This is a genomic window from Bacillus cereus group sp. MYBK5-2, from assembly GCF_051915685.1.
GTDB classification, from domain to species: Bacteria; Bacillota; Bacilli; order Bacillales; family Bacillaceae_G; genus Bacillus_A; species Bacillus_A cereus.
In genome coordinates this window covers 632,358-655,598 of the sequence record NZ_JBQAFE010000003.1, presented here as the reverse complement: position 1 = coordinate 655,598, position 23,241 = coordinate 632,358, and the positions used below count along the sequence as shown (strand labels likewise).

The window sequence follows — 23,241 nt, the reverse complement described above, 5'->3', positions numbered from 1 at the left end:
AGGTAACACGGGCGCTACTGGCGCTACCGGTGCCACTGGACCTCGAGGTAACACGGGCGCTACCGGCGCTACTGGACCTCAAGGTAACACGGGCGCTACTGGCGCTACCGGTGCCACTGGACCTCAAGGTGCTCAAGGTAACACAGGTGCTACTGGTGCTACTGGACCTCAAGGTGTTCAAGGTAACACAGGTGCTACCGGCGCTACTGGTATAGGAGTTACCGGACCTACCGGACCTTCTGGCGGGCCTCCTGGACCTACTGGACCTCAGGGACCTCAAGGTAACACAGGTGCTACCGGCGCTACTGGACCTCAAGGTGTTCAAGGCAATACAGGTGCTACTGGTGCTACTGGACCTCAAGGTGTTCAAGGTAACACTGGTGCTACCGGTGCCACTGGACCTCAAGGTGTTCAAGGTAACACAGGTGCTACTGGACCTCAAGGTGTTCAAGGCAATACAGGTGCTACTGGTGCTACTGGACCTCAAGGTGTTCAAGGCAACACAGGTGCTACTGGTGCTACTGGACCTCAAGGTGCTCAAGGTAACACAGGTGCTACTGGTGCCACTGGACCTCAGGGACCTCAAGGTAACACAGGTGCTACCGGTGCCACTGGACCTCAAGGTGTTCAAGGTAACACGGGTGCTACTGGTGCTACCGGCGCTACCGGCGCTACTGGACCTCAAGGTGTTCAAGGCAACACAGGTGCTACTGGTGCTACTGGACCTCAAGGTGCTCAAGGTAACACAGGTGCTACTGGACCTCAAGGCGTTCAAGGTAACACAGGTGCTACTGGTGCCACTGGACCTCAAGGTGCTCAAGGTAACACAGGTGCTACTGGACCTCAAGGTGCTCAAGGTAACACAGGTGCTACTGGACCTCAAGGCGTTCAAGGTAACACAGGTGCTACTGGACCTCAGGGTGTTCAAGGTAACACGGGCGCTACTGGTGCTACTGGACCTCAAGGTGTTCAAGGTAACACAGGTGCTACCGGTGCTACCGGTGCCACTGGACCTCAAGGTGTTCAAGGTAACACGGGCGCTACCGGCGCTACTGGACCTCAAGGTGTTCAAGGTAACACAGGTGCTACCGGTGCTACTGGACCTCAAGGTGTTCAAGGTAACACTGGTGCTACCGGTGCCACTGGACCTCAAGGTGTTCAAGGTAACACAGGTGCTACCGGTGCTACTGGACCTCAAGGTGTTCAAGGTAACACAGGTGCTACTGGTGCTACCGGCGCTACTGGACCTCAAGGTGTTCAAGGTAACACTGGTGCTACCGGTGCCACTGGACCTCAAGGTGTTCAAGGTAACACGGGTGCTACCGGTGCTACTGGACCTCAAGGTGTTCAAGGTAACACAGGTGCTACCGGTGCCACTGGACCTCAAGGTGTTCAAGGTAACACTGGTGCTACTGGCGCTACTGGGCCTCAAGGTGTTCAAGGTAACACAGGTGCTACTGGTGCTACTGGACCTCAAGGTGTTCAAGGTAACACGGGTGCCACTGGTGCTACTGGTGCTACTGGACCTCAAGGTGTTCAAGGTAACACTGGTGCTACCGGTGCCACTGGACCTCAAGGTGTTCAAGGCAACACAGGTGCTACTGGTGCTACTGGACCTCAGGGTGCTCAAGGTAACACAGGTGCTACCGGTGCTACTGGACCTCAAGGTGTTCAAGGTAACACAGGTGCTACCGGTGCCACTGGACCTCAAGGTGTTCAAGGTAACACAGGTGCTACTGGCGCTACTGGACCTCAAGGCATTCAAGGACCAACGGGTGCTACCGGCGCTACTGGCATAGGAGTTACTGGACCTACTGGACCTTCTGGTGGACCTACCGGACCTACTGGGCCAACTGGACCTAGCTTCCCTATAGCAACAATTGTTGTAACAAACAATATTCAGCAAACAGTACTGCAATTTAATAACTTTATTTTTAGTACTGCAATTAACGTAAACAATATTATCTTCAACGGCACAGATACAGTTACTGTTATTAACGGTGGTATTTATGTAATTAGCGTATCCATTTCTACAACTGCGCCAGGATGCGCTCCACTCGGAGTAGGAATTTCAATTAATGGAGCAGTCGCAACTGATAATTTCTCTTCAAATTTAATAGGCGACTCACTTTCATTTACTACAATCGAAACATTAGCAGCTGGTGCAAGAATTTCTGTTCAATCTACTCTTAATGAGATTACGATCCCTGCGACAGGAAATACTAATATCCGCCTTACTGTATTTAGAATCGCTTAAATTTCATCATATATTGTTTATGACAAATAAAAAAAGAGCGAGTTTCCTCGCTCTTTTTTGTTATGTACAATAATTCATTACTATTCTAATTCAATTGAAACATTTTTTTGTGGTACAAATGTAGAAATTGCATGTTTATAAATAAGCTGCTGCTTACCTTCTGTTTCCAGCAGGACTGTAAAATTATCAAATCCTTTAATTAGTCCACGAAGCTGGAAACCATTTAATAAGTACAGCGTAACAAACGTATTTTCTTTACGGAGTTGATTTAAAAACTGATCTTGAATATTGATTGATTGCTTCATGTCGAATCCTCCTCTTTTTCTCTACTTACTATTATTCGACTTTACTTGTAACTTTCCTTCTATGTATCGTAAAATTTCTGACGTTTTTTCACCGTCTGTAACATCAAACCACGTGACATCCATTTTATTACGGAACCACGTTAATTGACGTTTTGCATAACGACGCGAATTCGTCTTTAATTGTGACACCGCATCTTCTAAAGAGGCTCGATTCTCAAAATAATCATAGATTTCTTTATATCCAATCGCTTGAATAGATTGACAATCTCGTATCCCTCTATTATACAGCCCTTCTACTTCCTCTAATAGGCCTTGTTCCATCATCAAATCCACTCGTAAGTTAATGCGATCGTATAGCATTTCTCGATCCATTGTCAAGCCAATTAATGAAACATCATAGAGTAACTCTTTTTCTTGTTTCTCAATTTGGTCACTCATTTTTTCACCCGTCATGTGGAAAATTTCTAACGCCCGAATGACACGTCGTACATTATTTGCATGAATACGCTCCGCACTTTCTGGATCTACTTCTTGCAATTTTTTATGTACATATTCCACACCGCGTTCTAAAGCTAACTTTTCCATTTGCTCTCGGTATATCACATCACCAGCATCATCTGTAAACTGATAATCGAATAAAACAGATTGTATATAAAGACCGGTCCCACCAACTATAATTGGTAATTTACCACGTTCTGTAATTTCTCGAATATGCTTGCGAACACGTTCTTGAAATTCCGCGACAGAAAATGAATCTTCCGGATTTTTTATATCGATCATATAATGTGGAATTCCGTCCATCTCTGCTTTTGTTACCTTTGCAGTTCCAATATCCATCGTTCGATAGATCTGCATGGAATCACCACTAATAATTTCACCGTTCAACGCTTTGGCAAGATCGATACTTAACTTCGTCTTTCCAACAGCAGTTGGTCCAATGATGACAGCAACTTTTTCACGTTGCACTTCTCCCATATCATTCAACTCTCTTTATGTAATATACTCCATCTATTGATTATACCCAATCTTACCAATTTTAACGGCATGATTGCAAGTTCTTTCATTTCGGTACATGAAATTATACAGAAAAAAGAACATAGTTTGTCCAATTCTGCATATACATGATAAAAATAGTTTCGAGAGGATGAGTTAACTATGAAACAATCCACCATCAATTTTTCATCTTTGACAAAAGACCTCATTTTAGCCACTTCTACAAAAGAACAAAATTGTTCACAAGAGGAATTATACTTCGCCCTAAATTGTTTACTACGGGCTTTTCATTCTACTCTCCATGAAACAACACTACATCCAGAAAATAAAAATACAGAATATATACAAACGCAATTTTGCAGTGCATATAAAATTATTACAGGTAAAACTATTTATCCATTTCAATAATCCATAAAAAGCGGCTGCTTACATAGTTTCAAGCAACCGCTTTTTATATTAATATCGATAACCTATTGTATAACTTTCACTTTTACAGATTTGCGCCCCCAGCTATTAGCACTACCATCTGAACCGACTAATACATCAATACGATTTCCTTTAATCGCACCACCAGTGTCTCCAGCAATCGCTTCTCCATATCCTTCTACCCATACTTTTGATCCAAGCGGAATTACTTTCGGATCAACAGCAATTACTTTCATATTTGGATTTGCTGTTAAATCATGCCCCATTGCAGTTAATACACGACCACCATACGAACCATTCTCACTCGGATCTGCTGTATATGCCGTCGCTTCTACTGTAATTTCACGACCACCAGTAGGCGCACTTGTTTCAGTAGATTTTGCAACTGGTTTTGCAGCCGGTTTTTCTTTTACCACAGGTTTACTTGATTCTACATTCTTAATAGAATCGTTACTCTTAACAGACTCTTTATTCTTAACTACTGTATTATTTTTAACTGGCGTATTTGTTCTAGCTGGCGCTTCTTCTTGAGCTACAACCTCTTTCTTTTCGATTACAGGTGCTGTTCCTGTTAAAAATGGCACGTGAACATATCCAACTTTTCCATTGTAGTCGAATTGTAACCATTCATTTTGAACTTGATTCGTCGTTTCAATCACATCATTTTTATTAAGTTTACCTAAAATTTCAGAATCAGTATTCGCTCCAGCACGAACATTTAATACGCCCGCCGTTACATAATATGTGCTCTTTGTAAAATCGGCACTTACAAACGCTTCCTTACCGTTCAACTTAATTTTTGTCCATCCATTTTCTGTATTTATAACATCTAGTGTATTCCCACTGAACACTTTACCTACAAGCTTTGACTCTACATTTGGGTTTTCTCTAACATTTAATACGTCTGTTGTTACAATTGTTTCCGCTTTAGCAGAACCCGCAAAAATCCCAAGACCAAAAACTGCTGCTGTTGCTATACCTAATAATTTTTTCATGAATAGCCTCCATTTGCTTTGTTTTCGTATTTTCATTATAGCAACAGATTTTTAGAATTTTTAGAAATCACACAATTACAAAGCATTCGTAATATACGATTAACGAGTTGTAACATAAATTTCCATATTAATAAAATGTATTTCTAATACAATCTCCAGTGGTTTTCATATATTTTTCATATACGAGCACAAGAACTTTTTTCCAGAAAAAATTACAGTGTTACTTTTTTGTTACAAAAAATTCACAATTCGTTACATCCTTTACCAAAAAACATCAATATTCAATTGTTAACCTATTTTTTTGTAATAAAAAGAGAGCAGCTACTAAAACTGCTCTCTTTTTATTTGTTATTGAACTTTCTTTTTCCAAACACCTAGCATAACAGCCGAAACAATTGTTCCAATTAATATAGAGAAAATATATAGTAACGGTTTATTTACTAACGCTATTACAAATAATCCACCATGCGGTGCCGGTAATGTAATTTGGAATAACATAGATAACGCACCTGCAATACTTGAACCAACAACACAACTTACGATTACTCGAACCGGATCTGCAGCAGCAAACGGAATCGCACCTTCTGTAATGAACGATGCTCCCATAATATAATTTGTTAAACCAGATTTACGTTCCGCTTCTGTAAACTTTGATTTAAAGAATGTAGTTGCGAATGCAATCGCGAGTGGCGGTACCATCCCACCAGCCATAACTGCTGAGTGCACTCCAAAATTCTGTGCTTCTATTGCAGCAATACCAAACGTAAATGCCGCTTTATTAATTGGCCCCCCCATATCAATTGCCATCATACCACCTAAAATAAGACCTAGTAATATAGCATTCGTACCGTTTAAACCATTTAACCACCCTGTCAACATTTCATTTAATGCTACTACAGGCGGAATTACTACTTTTTGCATTACAACTCCTGTAATCAATAATCCAAAGACTGGATATAACAATACAGGTTTAATTCCTTCTAATTGTACTGGTAGTCCTGAAAATAATCTTTTCAACCCTAAAACAACATATCCAGCTAAGAAACCAGCAATTAACCCACCTAAAAATCCAGCATTCGCATTCGCCGCTAAAAATCCACCTACAACACCAGGCATAAAACCAGGACGATCAGCAATAGAACTTGCAATAAATCCAGCTAAAATTGGTACAAGGAATAAAAACGCACCTGTTTTTCCTCCACCAATTGACATGAACAATTCAGCTAAAGGACCTTCCGCCTTTATACCACCAAACGAAAACGCTAGCGCTATTAAAATCCCGCCACCAACAACGAATGGAAGCATATTACTTACACCGCTCATTAAATGCTTATAAATTCCTAATCCTTTTTCTCCCTCAATACTTTCTGATTTCCCGTCCTCTTTTACACCTTTAAAGATTGGTGCATCTTGTTTGACAGCTCGCTTAAGCAGATTTTCCGTTTTTCGAATCCCATCAGCAACTGGCACTTGAATGACATGTTTACCAGCAAAACGATTCATTTCTACTTGTTTATCCGCCGCAACAATAATAGCTGTTGCACGTTCAATATCCTCTTTCGTTAAACCGTTTTTAATACCTGTTGATCCGTTTGTTTCAACTTTAATCGCTATTCCTAACTCTGTCGCTTTTGCTTTTAAGCTATCCGCTGCCATATATGTGTGAGCGATTCCAGTTGGACAAGCTGTAACAGCAAGTACGTACGGTTCATTTCCTTCTGGTTTTGCGACTTCAATCTCTTCTTCTTTTTCATTCTCTTTTTCATCAAATAGTTGAAGAAGCTCACTTTCATCCTTTGCTTCTAATAGTTGCTTGCGAAATCCTTCATCCATTAATAATGTCGATAAACGAGACAACGTTTCTAAATGAGTGTTATTCGCTCCTTCACTTGCAGCAATCATAAAGAATAAGTGTGCTGGCTGTCCGTCAAGCGACTCATAATTGATACCGCTTACACTTCTACCAAAACAAATCGATGGTTGTTTAACAGCCTTTGTCTTCGCATGAGGTATTGCAATACCTTCCCCTATTCCAGTCGTACTTTGGGCCTCCCGCTTTAAAATAGCTTCTTTAAATTCCGTTTTACTATTTAAACGATTTGCCCCGTTTAATTTCTCAACTAATTCATCTATGACAGCTTCTTTATTTGAAGCTGTCAAATCCATAATGACTGTATCCCTTTTTAATAGTTCTGTAATTTTCATATGTTGCTTCCCCCTATCGCTTAGCTACAATTACTTGCGACAATAATTCTTCTACTTTTTCCTTCTTACATAAATCAGCTGAAAATGCTGTTGCACTCCCTGTTGCAACGCCGTATTGAAATGCCTTTTCAATATCTTTTGTCTGTTCATATTTGCCTACAAACCCTGCAACAAGAGAATCCCCGGCCCCAACTGAATTAATTACAACACCTTTTGGAACAGTCGCTTCATATATACCTTCTGCCGTAAATAATAAAGCTCCCTCTCCAGCCATCGATACGATAACGTGTTTTACACCTTGTTCAATTAATTTTCTTCCATAAGGTAAAACGTCCTCTACTGTTGAAAGCTCCACTCCAAACAACTCACCAAGTTCATGGTGGTTTGGCTTAATTAAAAATGGCTTATTTTTAATTACATGTTGCAGTGCACTTCCACTTGCATCTACTACTACACGAATACCTTTTTCAGCTCCAAACGCAGCAATTGATTCGTAAAAGGTACTTGGAATAGAAACTGGTACACTCCCAGCAAGTACAACACAATCTCCAGGTTGCATACTCTCAATTTTTTTCATTAACTGTTCGAACTGCTCTTTTGTTACAATAGGACCTTGGCCATTTAATTCTGTTTCTTCTTCCCCTTTTATTTTCACATTAATGCGAGTATCTTCATCTACTTGGACGAAGTTTGTTGTTACACCTTCCGTCTGTAATACCTCTTTAATAAATTGACCAGTAAATCCACCAGTAAATCCAAGTGCTATATTTTTAACACCTAAACGCTGAAGAACACGAGAAACATTAATTCCTTTTCCTCCAGGAAACTTCATATCTTTTTCCGCTCGATTTATTGTTCCTAAATCAAAAGAAGAAACTTGCACTACATAATCAATAGATGGGTTTAAAGTAACTGTATAGATCATTGTTTATCAGCCTCAATTACATTGGTTTGTTGTTTATATTTTTCTAAATCAATTTCTAAATGGTTTGTAATAATATTTGCATCTTCAACATTTGCAATTTTCGCAAATGCAACTTCTGAAAACTTACTTTCATCAATTAAGAAATATCCTTCGTTTGCTAATGTTAATGCCATTTGTTTTAAGAGCGCTTCTTCTGGATCTGGCGTTGTAAAGCCAAGCTGTTCATGTACACCATTTGCACCTAAAAAACATTTATCAAAACGATACTTCTGCATACTTTCCTGTGCCATAGCACCGATTAAAGCTTTCGTCCTACTCTTCATCATTCCGCCTAGTAAATACGCACGAATATTATTTTCAACTAAAGCTTCAATATGCATAAGTCCATTCGTAACGACAGTAACATCTTTATTTATTAAAAATGGAATCATTTCAAATGTTGTACTTCCTGCATCTAAATAAATACAATCACCTTGTTCAATAACGCTAGCCGCATACTTAGCAATTTGTTGTTTTATTTGAATGTTTTTGGATGATTTTTCAACCATCGTTGGTTCTTGCCCTTTTCCTGTTAAAACAGCGGCACCACCATGAACTCTTTTTAATAACCTTTGCTTTTCCAATTGCGCTAAATCACGGCGAATTGTCGATTCAGAGCTTTCTGTTCTTTCAACTAATTGCTGTAATTTTACAACTTTCTGTTCTTTTACAAGTTGCAATATCATTTGATGACGTTCAGGAGTTAACATTTTATTCACCTCTTCTTTGATTACAGTATAATGAAAACGGTCACAAAAATCAACCGTAAACAATCAAAAATAATCAAAAACATCCAAAAACGTTTATAAACAGCAAAAAGAAACCTATTCGATCAAACAATCAAATAGGTTTCTTTTCTAAATTCACTTATAAAGAAGCTTTATATATACTTAAAACATCATCTTTATTTAATTTTTTAAAGTTACCAAATTCACCATACGCCATCGCTTTATCCGCCATTAAATCAATTTCATTTTCTCCAATAGCGTAATCAGATAATGTTACTGGCGCCTCAATTGAAGTCCAAAATTGACGTAACGCCTGAATTCCTTCTAACGCAATTTCTCGATCAGTCTTTCCATCTGTTTCTACATTGAATACTCGAATAGCAAACTGTTTAAAACGACTTACATTTTCCTCTACAACATGCTTCATCCAGTTCGGGAATAAAATCGCAAGGCCACCCCCGTGTGGTATATCATGAACAGCAGAAACTGCATGCTCAATATTATGAGTCGCCCAATCTCCTTTTACTCCCATTGCTAAAATGCCGTTTAACGCCATAGTACCACAATATAAAATAGTTTCTCTATGCTCATAATTTTCTAAATCACTTAAAAGCTTAGGAGCTGTCTCAATTACTGTTTTTAAAACAGCTTCACAATAACGATCTTGTAGTTCTGTATTCGTTCCATGATGGAAATATTGTTCTAATACGTGCGACATAATATCTACCATACCGTAAATTGTTTGATCTTTCGGTACAGAAGTAGTATGAACTGGATCTAAAATCGAAAACTGCGGGAAAGTAACCGGGCTACCCCATCCATACTTTTCATTCGTTTCCCAGTTTGTAATTACCGAGCCTGCATTCATTTCAGATCCTGTTGCTGCAAGAGTAAGTACAGTACCAAATGGTAATGCCTCATTAGCAAATGTTTTTTTCGTTACAATATCCCATACATCTCCATCGTACTTACTACCAGCTGCAATTGCCTTCGTACAGTCGATTACACTTCCTCCACCAACTGCTAAAATAAATTCAACACCATTCTCTTTACAAATTTGAATCCCTTTCTTTACAGTTGATACACGTGGATTCGGTTCAACACCTGTTAATTCAAATACTTCTACATTAATATCCTTTAAAATAGAAATTATATTATCATAAATACCGTTTCTTTTAATGCTGCCTCCCCCGTATACGAGAAGAACTTTTTTACCGAACTGTGGAATTTCAGTTTTTAACTGTTCTAATTGACCTTTACCGAAAATAAGTTTCGTTGGATTACGAAATACAAAATTTTGCATATTTCTTTACCATCCCTTCTATATGAAAAGCAACTATACTTTTGTATACCATATTTTTTTCATTTCACAAAAATATTTGCTTAATAAAAAAATCCCAGCCTACAGGCTGAGATTTTTTTATTGGTAATAAGGTGAGATCATTAAGTAAACAATAACACCAGATAAACTTACATATAACCAAATCGGCATCGTCCAACGTACAATTTTACGGTGACGTGTTAATTGATTTGTAAAACCAAATACAAGCGCAAACAATGCAAGTGGTACGATAATTGCTGCTAGGATAATATGTGTAATTAAAATGATGAAATACACATATTTAATGAATCCTTCTCCGCCAAAATGTGTTGCCGGCGCTAAGTAATGATACGATAAATACGACACACAAAATAGTAAAGTTGTCGTAAATGCTGCAAGGATAAAACCACGATGCATTTTCACATTCTTTTTAATAATAGAGAATAACGCTGCTAATAAAAATACGAACGTAAAGCTATTAAAAATCGCGTTTAACATTGGTAAAATCGTTACATCAAAATGTACTTCTCCTTCATAGCCAACAGGTCCAAAGAACAAAAATAAAATAATCGCATTTACAATTACAGAAAGCGTTATCACAATAGGAGCATAGCTTTTCTGATTTGTTGATTGATCCACCAAAATGGTCACTCCCTCTTCCTTCAAGTATGTATACATAACCTCACTATTTTAACATATTATTCACAGTGTAAATGTGACAATAGTTTGACACAGCAAGACCAGACAAAGAAAAAAATCCTTCTTAATAAAACTTCTTAAGAAGGATTTTATCGCTTTATTATTCAAATAGCAATGCGATTAGTTTTTGTTAAAAAATGTATCGCTATATGCTTGAAAAATTTCAGACACTTGATATCCCATTAATGAAATTGCTGTTAATGAAAAGAAACCAATCATAAGAAATCGAAACCACATATAAATCTCCTCCTTGTATTTAGCTTAAAAAACATTCGCTATATTACAAGTTGAGTGGCACTCTTCATCGTCACTTTCCTTTTTCCTTACAATTGCTGTAATAAATCGAATCATAAAGAAAACTACAAAAGGAAATTGTTCGTAATTCACATTGGCATAGTTTAGCAACGGCTCGCGCTGCACATCGAACGGAGATGAGAAGGAATAGAACATACCTTGCTCTTCCATATATACAATTACAATTTTCATGCAAAATACGATTCCTAGAAACGAAACAATATCTTGCCATTCTGTCGTATATAACAGGTTATACAGCTCTAATACATACTCTTCCATCATCATCCCCCCTTCCTTTTTTACCATTTTGCTCGCCTTCGTATAAAAAGTCAAGAAAAAAGTTTATATTCACTATGACAATAGTAATTACTTGTTTCTATGATTATATATGATTCTTTTATAGCAATGATTGGGTGTAACTCTCTTCGAAAATAAGAAAATTAGAATCGAACAGATTCCTCATTCTTACTTTTAGGATGCAAAACTGTGATATTTTTATTTCTATTAAAAATAAAATAAGAAAGTATTATAAGAACAGTAACAAACATTGTTAAAAATGCTTGTGAACGTAAAGTATCAATTGCGAACATCGCAACTAAAACTGCTATAATAGCAGCAATTGTAACATACGTTACATACGGAAAAAGCCACATTTTCACTTTCAAATTTTGTTGTTCTACTTTCCCCATTTTTTTACGCATCTTTAAATGCGAAACTGCAATAACGAGATAAACTAGTAACGCAATCCCGCCAGATGCATTCACTAAAAACAAAAAGACTTTATCTGGAGAAATGTAACTAAACACAACTCCAATATAAGCGAAGAAAGTTCCAAATAAAACCGCTCGAACGGGAACACCACTACTGTTCAATTTTAAAAATGACTTTGGAGCATCTCCTCTTTCTGCCATTGAAAAAAGCATTCTTGAATTTGTATATAAGCCTGAATTTAAGCAAGAAAGTACAGCTGTTAAAACGATAAAATTCATAATTTGTGCTGCCGCTGGTATTCCTATATGTTCAAGTACAGCTACAAATGGACTTTTTAATATGTTTGCTGAATTCCATGGCAGTAGCGTAACAACTACCGCTATAGACCCAATAAAAAATACAAGAATACGCCAAATCACACTGTTTGTTGCTGTTTTTACTGCTTTTACAGGTTCTGCAGATTCACCTGCGGCTACTGCTACAATCTCTGATCCCATAAATGAAAATATAACAACAGTAATTCCAAGCAGGACCGAACTTATACCGTTTGGCATAAATCCACCTTGTCCAATTAAATTCGAAGTGCCGGGTGCTTCTGTTCCTGGAACAAATCCTAAAATAACAGCAAGACCTAGACAAAGGAACAAAACAATACTTATTACTTTAATAAAAGAAAACCAATATTCAAACTCTCCAAATGATTTCACCGAAAAAACGTTCGTCAGCGTTAATAAAATTGTTAATATTAAACTTAATAACCAAAGCGGTATTTGTGGAATCCAATATTGGATAATACCAGCACCTGCTGTGGCTTCTATTGCAATAACAATTACCCAAAAAAACCAGTATAACCAGCCTATTGTATAACCCGCCCAAGGACCAATCGCTTCTCTTGCATACGTTGCAAATGAACCACTTGTCGGATTAACAGCTGCCATTTCTCCTAGCATTCTCATGACGAAAATGACTAGAAGTCCTGCTAATGCATATGAAACGATAGAACCTGGTCCTGCCGAATGTACAACTGCACCACTTCCAACAAACAAACCAGCCCCTATTACGCCGCCAATTGAAATCATTGTAATGTGGCGTATTTTGAGGTCTTTCTTTAGATTTTTATCCAAATCTTGTACATCCCCTTCCAAACTAAATTTTGAAACTTATGTAAGAGTACTGTGCGAAAGATTTTGTCCTATACTTTAAAATATATCAAAATATTCTGAATTTAACAATTGCAATTCAACCTTCTTCAAAAATTATTACATTAGGTTTAATACTTTCCCATACACAATTGTTGAGAAAATTATAGTCCCCTTACAAAAGAAAGAATTTTCAGATATTATTAAATAAACAAGATTATACATCTAGACAACTTTTTGTATAGGAGTGTTGATATGTTAAACAAGTTCAAATTTTTTTGTTGTATTTTAGTAATGTTCTTACTTCTACCGCTATCCCCTTTCCAAGCACAAGCAGCAAACAATTTAGGTTCAAAATTACTCGTTGGATATTGGCATAACTTTGATAACGGTACTGGCATTATTAAATTAAAAGACGTTTCACCAAAATGGGATGTAATCAATGTATCTTTTGGTGAAACTGGTGGTGATCGTTCCACTGTTGAATTTTCTCCTGTGTATGGTACAGATGCAGACTTCAAATCAGATATTTCTTATTTAAAAAGTAAAGGAAAGAAAGTAGTTCTTTCAATAGGTGGACAAAATGGAGTTGTTTTACTTCCTGACAATGCCGCTAAGGATCGTTTTATTAATTCCATACAGTCTCTAATCGATAAATACGGTTTTGATGGGATAGATATTGACCTTGAATCAGGTATTTACTTAAACGGAAATGACACTAATTTCAAAAATCCAACTACTCCCCAAATCGTAAATCTTATATCAGCTATTCGAACAATCTCAGATCATTATGGTCCAAATTTTCTATTAAGCATGGCTCCTGAAACAGCTTATGTTCAAGGCGGTTATAGCGCATATGGAAGCATATGGGGTGCATATTTACCAATTATTTACGGAGTGAAAGATAAACTAACATACATTCATGTTCAACACTACAACGCTGGTAGCGGGATTGGAATGGACGGTAATAACTACAATCAAGGTACTGCAGACTACGAGGTCGCTATGGCAGATATGCTCTTACATGGTTTTCCTGTAGGTGGTAATGCAAATAACATTTTCCCAGCTCTTCGTTCAGATCAAGTCATGATTGGGCTTCCAGCAGCACCAGCGGCAGCTCCAAGTGGTGGATACATTTCGCCAACTGAAATGAAAAAAGCTTTAAATTATATCATTAAAGGAGTTCCGTTCGGAGGAAAGTATAAACTTTCTAACCAGAGTGGCTATCCTGCATTCCGCGGCCTAATGTCTTGGTCTATTAATTGGGATGCAAAAAACAACTTCGAATTCTCAAATAACTATAGAACATATTTTGATGGTCTTTCCTTGCAAAAATAACAAAGTAAAACTATAATTAGCCCCCATCAATCGGACATTTATGGGCAATCAATGCAGGATAAAAACAGCAATAGGACCCTTTATAGGTCCTATTGTTGTTTTTTATTTATGAAAATTACTTTGTCACATCTAAAGTTTTAAGAAACTGTTTTCCATCGCCCAACATCGCACGTTCCTCCGAATCATATTGTTAAATATTCTAGTCACTCTTTTGCTTCAACACAAAAACTGAAAGTTCAGGTACACTACAAAATCTAACAGGCATCCTAGTAGTCCCAATACCACGATTTACATATAAATATAACTGCTTACTCTTCCCCTCCACTTCATACATACCTTCAACATAGCTCTCAGCTAGTTTGGTAGTAATTAACGGACCTACAAAAGGGATTTGGACTTGTCCTCCGTGACTATGTCCTGACAGTTGAAGATCAACTGGGTAACGATTTATTTTGGTTACAACATCCGGCTCATGTACTAATAACATGTTGAAATCATTTTGTTTCAAGTTTTTTAAAGTTGAATCTATTTTCGGCTTCCCTAATAGAAAATCATCCAAACCTGATATTGTAATATATTTGCCGTTTTCCACTTTAATTTTCTGCACTTCATTTACTAATACAGAAAAACCAGCTTCCTCCATATATTTTTTGTAAAATAAACTACCGCCCCCGCCCCTATCATGATTCCCAAACACAGCATATTTCCCTAAGGGAGCGTAAATTTTCTGCAAAATAGCCTTCGCTGCTTCTCTTTCCGCACTATAAGACCCAAATTTATCTATTAAATCTCCGGTAAAAACTACTATATCTGGATGTAATTCATTCATCTTCTCCACTAAATGTTCAAGTTGTTTCAGTGTAAACTCTGGTCCTAAATGTACATCTGAAAACTGCAATATTTTTTTATTATTAAACTCTTTAGGAATTGTAGAAGCTTCTATTTCATTCCATGTAACGGTTACTAGTTTTCGTTCTATTTCTGTCGCATAATAATACAAACTTACTGGTATCATTAATATACTTATAAAACTAATAATAAATATCTTTACGATTGATTTTTTTCGTTCTTTTTTTACATGATTCGTATTCATGTTTTCACCTCTAGAAACACTTTAAATCCTTATTGTTACATTCATGTGACAATATGAACAATGTTATCAATATGTAATTTCCTCTCTATTCACTTTGACAATTTTATACAGAAGTCATAACATATTTTTATAATACATAGATTTTTGAAATTTTTTCTATTCATTCCATCATTTTATTACGGAGGGATTATTCATGTCTGTATTTACACCAGAAGAAATTACGGAACTTGCTGCGAATTCAGGAAGAAAAAAAGCTCATTTATCATTGCTCCCTATGCTAATTCTTGGTTTTTTTGGTGGCGCTTTTATCGCATTAGGGTATTTACTCGATATTCATGTTATTGGGACAATGCCAAAATATTGGGGATCATTTTCTAGTTTTCTAGGCGCTGCTGTATTCCCTGTTGGTCTCATTCTCGTTATTCTTGCAGGCGGTGAACTAGTAACTGGTAACATGATGACAGTTTCTATGGCTTGGCTTCAAAAGAAAATTACTTTATTTTATTTCATACGAAATTTAGTTATTGTTACATTTAGCAATTTCATAGGAGCTGTATTCGTAGCCTATTTTTTCGGTCATATCGTCGGCTTAACTGAAGGAGCTTTTTTAGCGAAAACTATTTCTATCGCTCAAGCGAAACTACAAGATACACCATTGCAAGCATTTATTTCTGCAATCGGATGTAATTGGCTCGTTTGTTTAGCTGTTTGGCTCAGTATGGGAAGTAAAGAATTTATCGGAAAGATTATCGGTATTTGGTTCCCAGTTATGACTTTTGTTGCGATTGGATTTCAACACGTTGTAGCAAATATGTTTGTCATCCCAGCCGCAATTTTTGCCGGTCATTTCACTTGGGCTGAATATTTTCCAAACTTTATTTTTGTTTTCTTTGGAAATTTAGTAGGAGGTATGTTATTTGTAGCACTACCTTACTTCATATCTTATAATAAGAAACTACCTTCTCATCAAGAGAAGACTGAAATGAAGAACAAATCTCTGTCCGCTTAAATGGAATGTCTATAAAATGTCCTAAAAAATATTACAAATTTCATTTTTTTTGCGAATATATGTACGTACACTTGTTCTCGAATGTTTTATACGTTATAATAACAACTTAAATAGCATTATTTACATATGAGGTGAAAAACATGAACAAAACAGAATTAATTAAAAACGTAGCACAAAATGCTGAGATTTCTCAAAAAGAAGCTACTGTAGTTGTACAAACTGTAGTAGAATCAATCACTAACACTTTAGCTGCTGGTGAAAAAGTACAACTTATCGGATTCGGTACATTCGAAGTTCGTGAAAGAGCTGCTCGTACAGGCCGTAACCCACAAACTGGTGAAGAAATGCAAATCGCAGCTTCTAAAGTACCTGCTTTCAAAGCTGGTAAAGAACTAAAAGAAGCTGTAAAATAATGAAAAATATCCTTCTCATTTATGAGAAGGATATTTTTTTCATAACATAATTAATAAAAATCTGACCATTATGCTGTTTCTTTTGTTCCTTTATGCAAATAAAACCTTTACTTTCAAAGAAAGGTTTTGCTGTAATACTCGCTTCTGTATAGATTTCCCCATGCCCTAGGTTCACTGCTTCTTTTTCTAACTTCTGTAATATGGATGAGGCTATCCTTTTCCCCTGATAATATTTATGTGTAAATAAACGATCTACGTAATGATCCTCATTATAATCTCCAAATCCGACTATCACACCGTTATGATCCGCTACATAACTAATATTCTTTTCTAAAGACTTTAACCAGCTTTCTCTATCTAGTCGATCTGGTGCCCATGCTTGTAGCTGTAACTCATTATAATCTTTTGCATTAACCGTATGAACTGTTTCATAGAACAATTGTAATACTTGATTTAAATCTTCTTTCTGAAATGTTCTAATTATAATATCTTTTAACATATATAAGTCTCCTTACCAAACTACCTCTTAACTTTTCTACTATATACGATTCCATAATTCTTCTTTATTATATCGTTTTAATTTCTATACGAACAAAAAAACAATACTTATTCAAAGTATTGTTTTTTAATTCTATTCAATTACTTAATGTAGCTTTTTAAGATTTTAATTTAACTCTTTGTAATCGTAATGCATTTAATACAACGGATACAGAACTAAATGCCATCGCTGCTCCAGCAACCCAAGGGGCTAAGAAACCTAATGCCGCAATTGGAATTCCTAACGCGTTATAAGCTAATGCCCAGAATAAATTTTGTTTAATATTTCTTATCGTCATTTTACTCATAAAGATCGCATCAGCAATACTATTTAAATCACCGCGGATTAACGTTATATCCGCTGCTTCCATCGCTACATCCGTTCCCGTTCCAATTGCCATACCAATGTTCGCTGTAGCAAGAGCAGGAGCATCATTTATCCCATCTCCAACCATCGCTACTTTCTTACCATTTGCTTGCAGTTTTTTCACTTCTTCTGCTTTTCCTTCTGGCAATACTTCTGCAATTACGTGATCAATACCAACTTGCTTTGCAATTGCCTGAGCAGTTTGTGTATTATCTCCTGTAATCATCACAACGTCTAAACCCATTTTTTTCAGTCTTGCGATAGCTGCTTTTGAAGTATCTTTCACAGTATCTGCAACGGCAACTATACCAGCATATTCTTTATCGATTGCAATAAGCATTGCTGTTTTTCCTTCTCGTTCTAGCGCTTCCATTGATTTAGAAACTTCTTCAATATCAATATTGAATTTCTTCATTAATCGACGTGTACCAATTAATAAGTGTTTTCCTTCTACAACTGATTCGATACCAAATCCCGGAATCGCTTCAAACGTTTCTGAACTTGGGATATCAATTTTCTTTTCTTTAATTCCTTCTACAATCGCTTCTGCAAGCGGATGTTCAGAATTTCTTTCTGCTGCCCCTACTAATCTAAGCAGTTCATTTTCATTGAATCCATCTGCTACAATTACATCTGTTAATACCGGCTTCCCATTTGTCACTGTACCCGTTTTATCTAAAATAACCGTATCTAATCGGTGCGTTGCTTCTAAATGCTCTCCACCTTTAAATAAAATACCATACTCAGCCGATCTTCCTGATCCTGCCATAATAGATGTAGGCGTTGCAAGACCTAATGCACATGGACAAGCAATAACAAGTACTGCTATCATTTTCTCAAGTGCTCCGCCAAAATCACCAGGTGTAACAAATATCATCCATACTGCAAATGTGATAATCGCAATCACAACTACAACCGGTACGAAAATACCTGAAATTTGATCTGCTACCCTTTGAATAGGAGCTTTTGAACCTTGTGCCTCTTCTACTACTTTAATAATTTGAGCTAATGCAGTATCTCTTCCTACCTTAGTTGCTTTCACTTTTAAAAATCCATTTTTATTTATTGTCGAACCTATTACTACATCCCCAATTGACTTATCAACAGGAATACTTTCACCCGTTAACATCGATTCATCAATTGCTGACTTTCCTTCTACAATCTCACCATCTACTGGTATTTTTTCACCAGGCTTTACATAGACGATATCACCAGCTACTACTTCTTCAATCAAAATTTTTATTTCTGTTCCATCTCGCACAACTGTAGCTGTCTTCGCTTGTAAACCCATCAATTTTTTAATTGCTTCTGATGAGCGCCCTTTTGCTTTCGCTTCAAATAATTTACCTAAAATAATTAATGTAATAAGTACCGCACTCGTTTCAAAATATAAATCTGTCATATGTTTCGAAGAACCAATAGATTGAATACTTAAATATACACTATAGAAATACGCGGCCGACGTTCCAAGCGCCACGAGAACATCCATATTCGCACTTTTATTACGTAACGCTTTATAAGCTCCAACATAAAACTGTCCACCAATGATAAATTGAACAGGAGTTGCAAGTGCTAGTTGCACCCAAGGGTTCATTAACATATCTGGTAAATAAATAAACGACGTAAATGAGAAATGACTAACCATTGCCCACAATAATGGGAAAGATAAAATAAACGAAATAATAAACTTCTTCTTTTGTCTTTCAATTTCTTGTAATCGATGATCAGTTGATGCATCTTGATCATCTGGTTTGACTTCTAATTTATATCCTAGCTTCGTAATCGCACTCTTCATTTCATTTACATTAACTTCATCAGGATTAAAGTCTACTGTAGCTGATTCTAAAGCAAAATTTACTGTCGCTTTGTTCACACCATCTAACTTATTTAAACGCTTTTCAACTCTATTTGCACATGCTGCACATGTCATTCCTGAAACAGTAAATTCAGCTTTTTCACTTACAATTCCATATCCTAACGATTCAACTTTTTCTTTAAACTGTTGCGGATTTGTTTTAGTTGGATCGTACATTATTTTTGTTTTTTCAAGTGCAAAATTTACATTTGCCTCATGAACACCTTCTACTTTTTTTAGACCTTTTTCAATTCTATTTGCACATGCCGCACATGTCATTCCCGATATTTGAAGATTGGCCTCTTTTTTTTCATTCATGTCTCTCACCTCTATATACCCTTATGAGGTATAATGATTAGCAAAATAAATCGTACTTCATTTAAAGTACGATTTATTTCCATATCTAAAAATAATTATTGAACATCGTATCCTTGGTCTTCGATTACAGCAACGATATCTTTTAATGTTACGGCAGACGAGTCGATAGTAACTTCAACAGTTCCTTCTGCTAATTGAACCTTCACTTGTTCAACACCGTTTAGCTCTTTCACACTGCTTTCGATAGCATTTACACAATGTCCACAAGACATACCTTCAACCTGTAATGTTAACTGTTCCATTTAAAATCCTCCTCTTGTTTATTCATTGTTTGTTAATCACAATTACATCTTACCATACCCCCCTAAGGTAATCAATGGTTTTATATCATGATTTTTCAATTATTTTCTAAAAGTTTATTTTACACACACTTTTTCACATCAATACGCCGAGATCTTATTATGAAGGTAAACAAAAAAACAAGCCAGTGACATACTAGCTTGTTTTTACGCTTTTGAAAAACGTTCAAATACAGTCATTAATTCTTCAATTGCTTCGTCACCATTGCCATCTTTAATAGCACCTGAAACACAATGACTTGTATGGTTTTTTAATACACCCATTCCTACTTTTTTCATCGCTGCATTAATCGCTGAAATTTGCACTAAAATATCCACGCAATAACGATCATTTTCAATCATATTTTGAATACCGCGGACCTGTCCTTCAATTCTCTTTAATCTATTTATAATCTGTTCTTTTTCTTTTTCTGATCTATGTGTTACTGCTTCATGCTCTTTATGATCCATATTATCACCTTCTTAAAGTTTCTCTTCATCCAATAAAACAATTGTTTTTTATGAGTATACCAATTATAGCATTAAATATCTACGCATGATACCCCATAAGAGTATATTTACACTTTATGATTATTCTTAACAACTCATTAGCTTCTTAATCTCAATTTTCAGTATACCCTTTCCTTTTTGTCACAAAATCATTATATCTCTCATCAAAATTCAATAAAGTGAAACAAGAATAAGCGGGGATTAACCGCCCCCGCTTATTCTTCGTCTATAATTTTTCAATTTTAATTTTCAGATATTTAACCCTAGAATTTTTCTTTCCATATATAATTATTGCTGATCACATACTTTTGTATCATTCACTACTGAAGTTCCTTCAACGGTTACCGTATGAAAACAATCATTCACTCGAACTGTCACAACATTATCTTGCCGATTAATGATATGATATTCATTAAAATTTTTATTCAGAGCACTGCGAATTTGTTCTCCTTCATAAATTGGGATGCCATGCGATAAAACCCAAATAAGTCCAGCGATAGCAAGAATTGTTTTCATACGATCTACCTCCTTGGGAATATAGTGAACTTTTAATCCATGCTTTTTCAACTCTACGAATCATGATTGAAATAAACCAAGCCTTTTTGGAAATAAGTTCATTTCGTCTATTTTATGTTTATGCTAATTGTGACCGATTTGTGACAATTTTTTGTCTCTTTAGACGAAAAGTTGAAACAAAACTTTCGAAAAGGACAATTCTACATATTAAAAAAGGTTATGGAATGTTTTATCCATAACCTTTTTTCCTATACGTAACTAATAAACCTCAATCCTTTACTTAAAGACGTCGGCACAACAGATGCATGATTCTCCCCTTCAGCTTCATAAAACTTAAATTTAAGTTTATCGTGGTTTACTTGGAGAAGGCGCTCTGATAATTCATTTGCACCTACAACCATATGCTCTCGTTCTAGTGACCCAACTGTAAGGAACACTCCTGTTTCAAACTTAGCATTGTTTAATTCATGTATAAGGTTCTCTTCTTTTTCAAGTACGGATTTATTATTCCACCATATAGATGGACTACTAATAAAATAATTTTGAAAAGCATTTAAGTTTGTAAATAGTATATAAAGAGCAAATAGTCCACCTAGAGAATGTCCAAATAACGTTTGCTTACTTTTATCAATCTCAAAATTCTTTTCAATTTGTGGTTTCAGTTCTTCTTCAATAAAAGTATAGAAATTATGTGCTCCTCCTGTTTTAGGCCACGGTTTACCGTCTGGTTTTAAAGGGGCATCTTTTGAAATTACGCTAGGCGTAAAATCATAGCACCTTTCTGCCCCTGAAAATGCGCCTTCAATTGGATAACCCACTCCTACTATAATAGCTGGTGAAACACCGGTTTTTTCCGCTCTTACTGATTGTATTTTAACTGCTTCATGAAATGTTTGAAAAAAGGCATTGCCATCTAATACGTAAATGACAGGATATCCTGAATCCGGTGCTGGTTGCCTCGGCTTTGAAATATGAATTTGATATTCCTTACCTTCTAATTTTGAATACATTTTCCACTGCTCTGTATTAGATGTTATAATCTGCTGTTTTTCAACTGTAGTATTCACCCTATTCCCCCTCTTTTTTAACTTGTTACATATATTTCGATTTTTTCTTCTTCAGATACAAGGCTATCATATCCGAAACAAACAGGAGCCCCGTTATACGGATCAATCATGACACGTGCATCAATATGAAATACTTCTTTTAACACTTCATTTGTAATGATTTCTTCCGGGCTACCAGTTGTAACAATTTCTCCTTCCTTCATTGCAATAATTTCATCTGAAAATCTTGCTGCATGGTTAATATCATGTAATACCATAACAACCGTACAATTATGTTCTTTATTTAACTTCTCCACAATTTGTAATACATCTAATTGATGAGACATATCAAGGTATGTAGTTGGCTCATCTAATAGCAACACTTCTGTCTCTTGTGCTAATGCCATCGCTAGCCATACCTTTTGTCTTTGACCACCTGATAAATTTGCAATTTGTCTCGTTCGAAATTCAGAAGTTTTCGTTATATCTAATGCCCAATCAATCATTTCTTTATCTTTTGTCGTTAACTTATTTACGTTATTTCGATGTGGATAGCGTCCATAAGAAATTAATTCTTCCACTTTAAGTTCACCTGGTGCAATTGGAGTTTGCGGGAGTAAAGCTAACTGCTTCGCAATTTCTTTCGTTGGAATTGTATGTAAATCCTGTCCTTGCAAATATACTTTACCGCTTTTTTGTTTTAAAATTCTTCCCATTGTTTTTAACAATGTCGATTTACCGCAACCGTTTGGACCTATAATTGTCGTTACTTTTCCTTCTTGTATTTCCACATTTAAATCGCGAAACACTGTAAGCTTTTCATAACTTGTTTCTAAATTTTTTGCACTTAAAATACTCACTTTT

23 protein-coding genes are annotated in these 23,241 nt (G+C 36.3%); 5 read left to right on the top strand and 18 right to left on the bottom strand.

From position 1 onward, the window contains the following. Window positions 1-2,257 (top strand): Gly-Xaa-Xaa repeat protein (locus ACTFP3_RS15705; protein ID WP_440010797.1); only part of this gene is annotated, 2,257 nt, incomplete at its 5' end. An 80-nt stretch (window positions 2,258-2,337) separates the two neighbouring features. Here ACTFP3_RS15705 and hfq read toward each other — a convergent pair. Together hfq and miaA are read right to left on the bottom strand one after the other, a co-directional pair. Further along, window positions 2,338-2,562: an RNA chaperone Hfq gene (gene hfq / locus ACTFP3_RS15700; RefSeq protein WP_000813896.1), complete on the bottom strand. Its 225-nt coding sequence runs from the start codon at window positions 2,560-2,562 to the stop codon at window positions 2,338-2,340. Between the two features lie 21 nt (window positions 2,563-2,583). Continuing rightward, on the bottom strand, window positions 2,584-3,537 hold the full coding sequence (miaA, locus tag ACTFP3_RS15695; RefSeq protein WP_000504927.1) for a tRNA (adenosine(37)-N6)-dimethylallyltransferase MiaA: 954 nt from the start codon (window positions 3,535-3,537) through the stop codon (window positions 2,584-2,586). A gap of 180 nt (window positions 3,538-3,717) precedes the next feature. Between miaA and ACTFP3_RS15690 the strand changes: the two genes are divergently transcribed. Continuing rightward, window positions 3,718-3,963, top strand: coding sequence for a hypothetical protein (locus ACTFP3_RS15690; RefSeq protein ID WP_000814429.1), 246 nt, complete (start codon window positions 3,718-3,720; stop codon window positions 3,961-3,963). A 62-nt stretch (window positions 3,964-4,025) separates the two neighbouring features. On the opposite strand, the gene entD is transcribed toward ACTFP3_RS15690, so the two are convergent. The 8 genes from entD to gabP form a co-directional block, all read right to left on the bottom strand. Beyond that, on the bottom strand, window positions 4,026-4,976 hold the full coding sequence (gene entD, locus ACTFP3_RS15685) for a cell wall-binding protein EntD (RefSeq protein WP_000734610.1): 951 nt from the start codon (window positions 4,974-4,976) through the stop codon (window positions 4,026-4,028). A gap of 348 nt (window positions 4,977-5,324) precedes the next feature. Further along, entirely contained in the window at window positions 5,325-7,181 is a 1,857-nt protein-coding gene (locus ACTFP3_RS15680; protein WP_000704605.1) for a PTS fructose transporter subunit IIABC, read from the bottom strand. A 13-nt stretch (window positions 7,182-7,194) separates the two neighbouring features. Continuing rightward, a complete protein-coding gene (gene pfkB, locus ACTFP3_RS15675) occupies window positions 7,195-8,106 on the bottom strand; it encodes a 1-phosphofructokinase (protein ID WP_000640859.1) in 912 nt (303 codons plus the stop codon). Beyond that, window positions 8,103-8,855 (bottom strand): DeoR/GlpR family DNA-binding transcription regulator, encoded by a 753-nt coding sequence (locus ACTFP3_RS15670; protein ID WP_000957279.1) that lies wholly within the window; start codon window positions 8,853-8,855, stop codon window positions 8,103-8,105. The genes pfkB and ACTFP3_RS15670 overlap by 4 nt, the downstream gene beginning before the upstream one ends. A gap of 157 nt (window positions 8,856-9,012) precedes the next feature. Continuing rightward, entirely contained in the window at window positions 9,013-10,176 is a 1,164-nt protein-coding gene (locus ACTFP3_RS15665) for an iron-containing alcohol dehydrogenase (protein WP_001179074.1), read from the bottom strand. Window positions 10,177-10,293: 117 nt separating this feature from the next. Then, window positions 10,294-10,836: a DUF420 domain-containing protein gene (locus ACTFP3_RS15660; protein WP_000228315.1), complete on the bottom strand. Its 543-nt coding sequence runs from the start codon at window positions 10,834-10,836 to the stop codon at window positions 10,294-10,296. A gap of 318 nt (window positions 10,837-11,154) precedes the next feature. After that, a complete protein-coding gene (locus ACTFP3_RS15655; protein WP_002026213.1) occupies window positions 11,155-11,493 on the bottom strand; it encodes a hypothetical protein in 339 nt (112 codons plus the stop codon). Between the two features lie 134 nt (window positions 11,494-11,627). Then, window positions 11,628-13,022: a GABA permease gene (gene gabP, locus ACTFP3_RS15650; protein ID WP_000360111.1), complete on the bottom strand. Its 1,395-nt coding sequence runs from the start codon at window positions 13,020-13,022 to the stop codon at window positions 11,628-11,630. A gap of 270 nt (window positions 13,023-13,292) precedes the next feature. Here gabP and ACTFP3_RS15645 point away from each other — a divergent pair, with 270 nt between their 5' ends. Further along, on the top strand, window positions 13,293-14,375 hold the full coding sequence (locus ACTFP3_RS15645) for a chitinase (RefSeq protein ID WP_440010794.1): 1,083 nt from the start codon (window positions 13,293-13,295) through the stop codon (window positions 14,373-14,375). 199 nt (window positions 14,376-14,574) lie between these two features. Here ACTFP3_RS15645 and ACTFP3_RS15640 read toward each other — a convergent pair whose 3' ends face one another. Further along, complete coding sequence (locus tag ACTFP3_RS15640; protein ID WP_001095342.1) at window positions 14,575-15,468, bottom strand: metallophosphoesterase; 894 nt, start codon at window positions 15,466-15,468, stop codon at window positions 14,575-14,577. Window positions 15,469-15,661: 193 nt separating this feature from the next. On the opposite strand from ACTFP3_RS15640, the gene ACTFP3_RS15635 reads away from it, so the two are divergent. Both ACTFP3_RS15635 and ACTFP3_RS15630 read left to right on the top strand, forming a co-directional pair. Then, window positions 15,662-16,477: a formate/nitrite transporter family protein gene (locus tag ACTFP3_RS15635; protein WP_000110542.1), complete on the top strand. Its 816-nt coding sequence runs from the start codon at window positions 15,662-15,664 to the stop codon at window positions 16,475-16,477. Window positions 16,478-16,617: 140 nt separating this feature from the next. Further along, on the top strand, window positions 16,618-16,890 hold the full coding sequence (locus ACTFP3_RS15630) for an HU family DNA-binding protein (RefSeq protein WP_001043904.1): 273 nt from the start codon (window positions 16,618-16,620) through the stop codon (window positions 16,888-16,890). A gap of 19 nt (window positions 16,891-16,909) precedes the next feature. On the opposite strand, the gene ACTFP3_RS15625 is transcribed toward ACTFP3_RS15630, so the two are convergent. From ACTFP3_RS15625 to ACTFP3_RS15595, 7 genes are all read right to left on the bottom strand, one after another. Then, complete coding sequence (locus ACTFP3_RS15625) at window positions 16,910-17,389, bottom strand: GNAT family N-acetyltransferase (RefSeq protein WP_000910163.1); 480 nt, start codon at window positions 17,387-17,389, stop codon at window positions 16,910-16,912. A gap of 157 nt (window positions 17,390-17,546) precedes the next feature. After that, complete coding sequence (locus ACTFP3_RS15620; protein WP_001003186.1) at window positions 17,547-19,967, bottom strand: heavy metal translocating P-type ATPase; 2,421 nt, start codon at window positions 19,965-19,967, stop codon at window positions 17,547-17,549. A 95-nt stretch (window positions 19,968-20,062) separates the two neighbouring features. Next, window positions 20,063-20,269, bottom strand: coding sequence for a copper chaperone CopZ (gene copZ, locus ACTFP3_RS15615; RefSeq protein WP_000436973.1), 207 nt, complete (start codon window positions 20,267-20,269; stop codon window positions 20,063-20,065). 204 nt (window positions 20,270-20,473) lie between these two features. Further along, on the bottom strand, window positions 20,474-20,776 hold the full coding sequence (locus tag ACTFP3_RS15610; protein WP_000349636.1) for a metal-sensing transcriptional repressor: 303 nt from the start codon (window positions 20,774-20,776) through the stop codon (window positions 20,474-20,476). Between the two features lie 327 nt (window positions 20,777-21,103). Beyond that, entirely contained in the window at window positions 21,104-21,331 is a 228-nt protein-coding gene (locus ACTFP3_RS15605) for a hypothetical protein (RefSeq protein WP_000849104.1), read from the bottom strand. A gap of 248 nt (window positions 21,332-21,579) precedes the next feature. Beyond that, window positions 21,580-22,398 (bottom strand): alpha/beta hydrolase-fold protein, encoded by an 819-nt coding sequence (locus ACTFP3_RS15600; protein ID WP_326036297.1) that lies wholly within the window; start codon window positions 22,396-22,398, stop codon window positions 21,580-21,582. A gap of 17 nt (window positions 22,399-22,415) precedes the next feature. After that, window positions 22,416-23,237, bottom strand: coding sequence for an ABC transporter ATP-binding protein (locus ACTFP3_RS15595; protein WP_000025763.1), 822 nt, complete (start codon window positions 23,235-23,237; stop codon window positions 22,416-22,418). Window positions 23,238-23,241 lie beyond the last annotated feature (4 nt).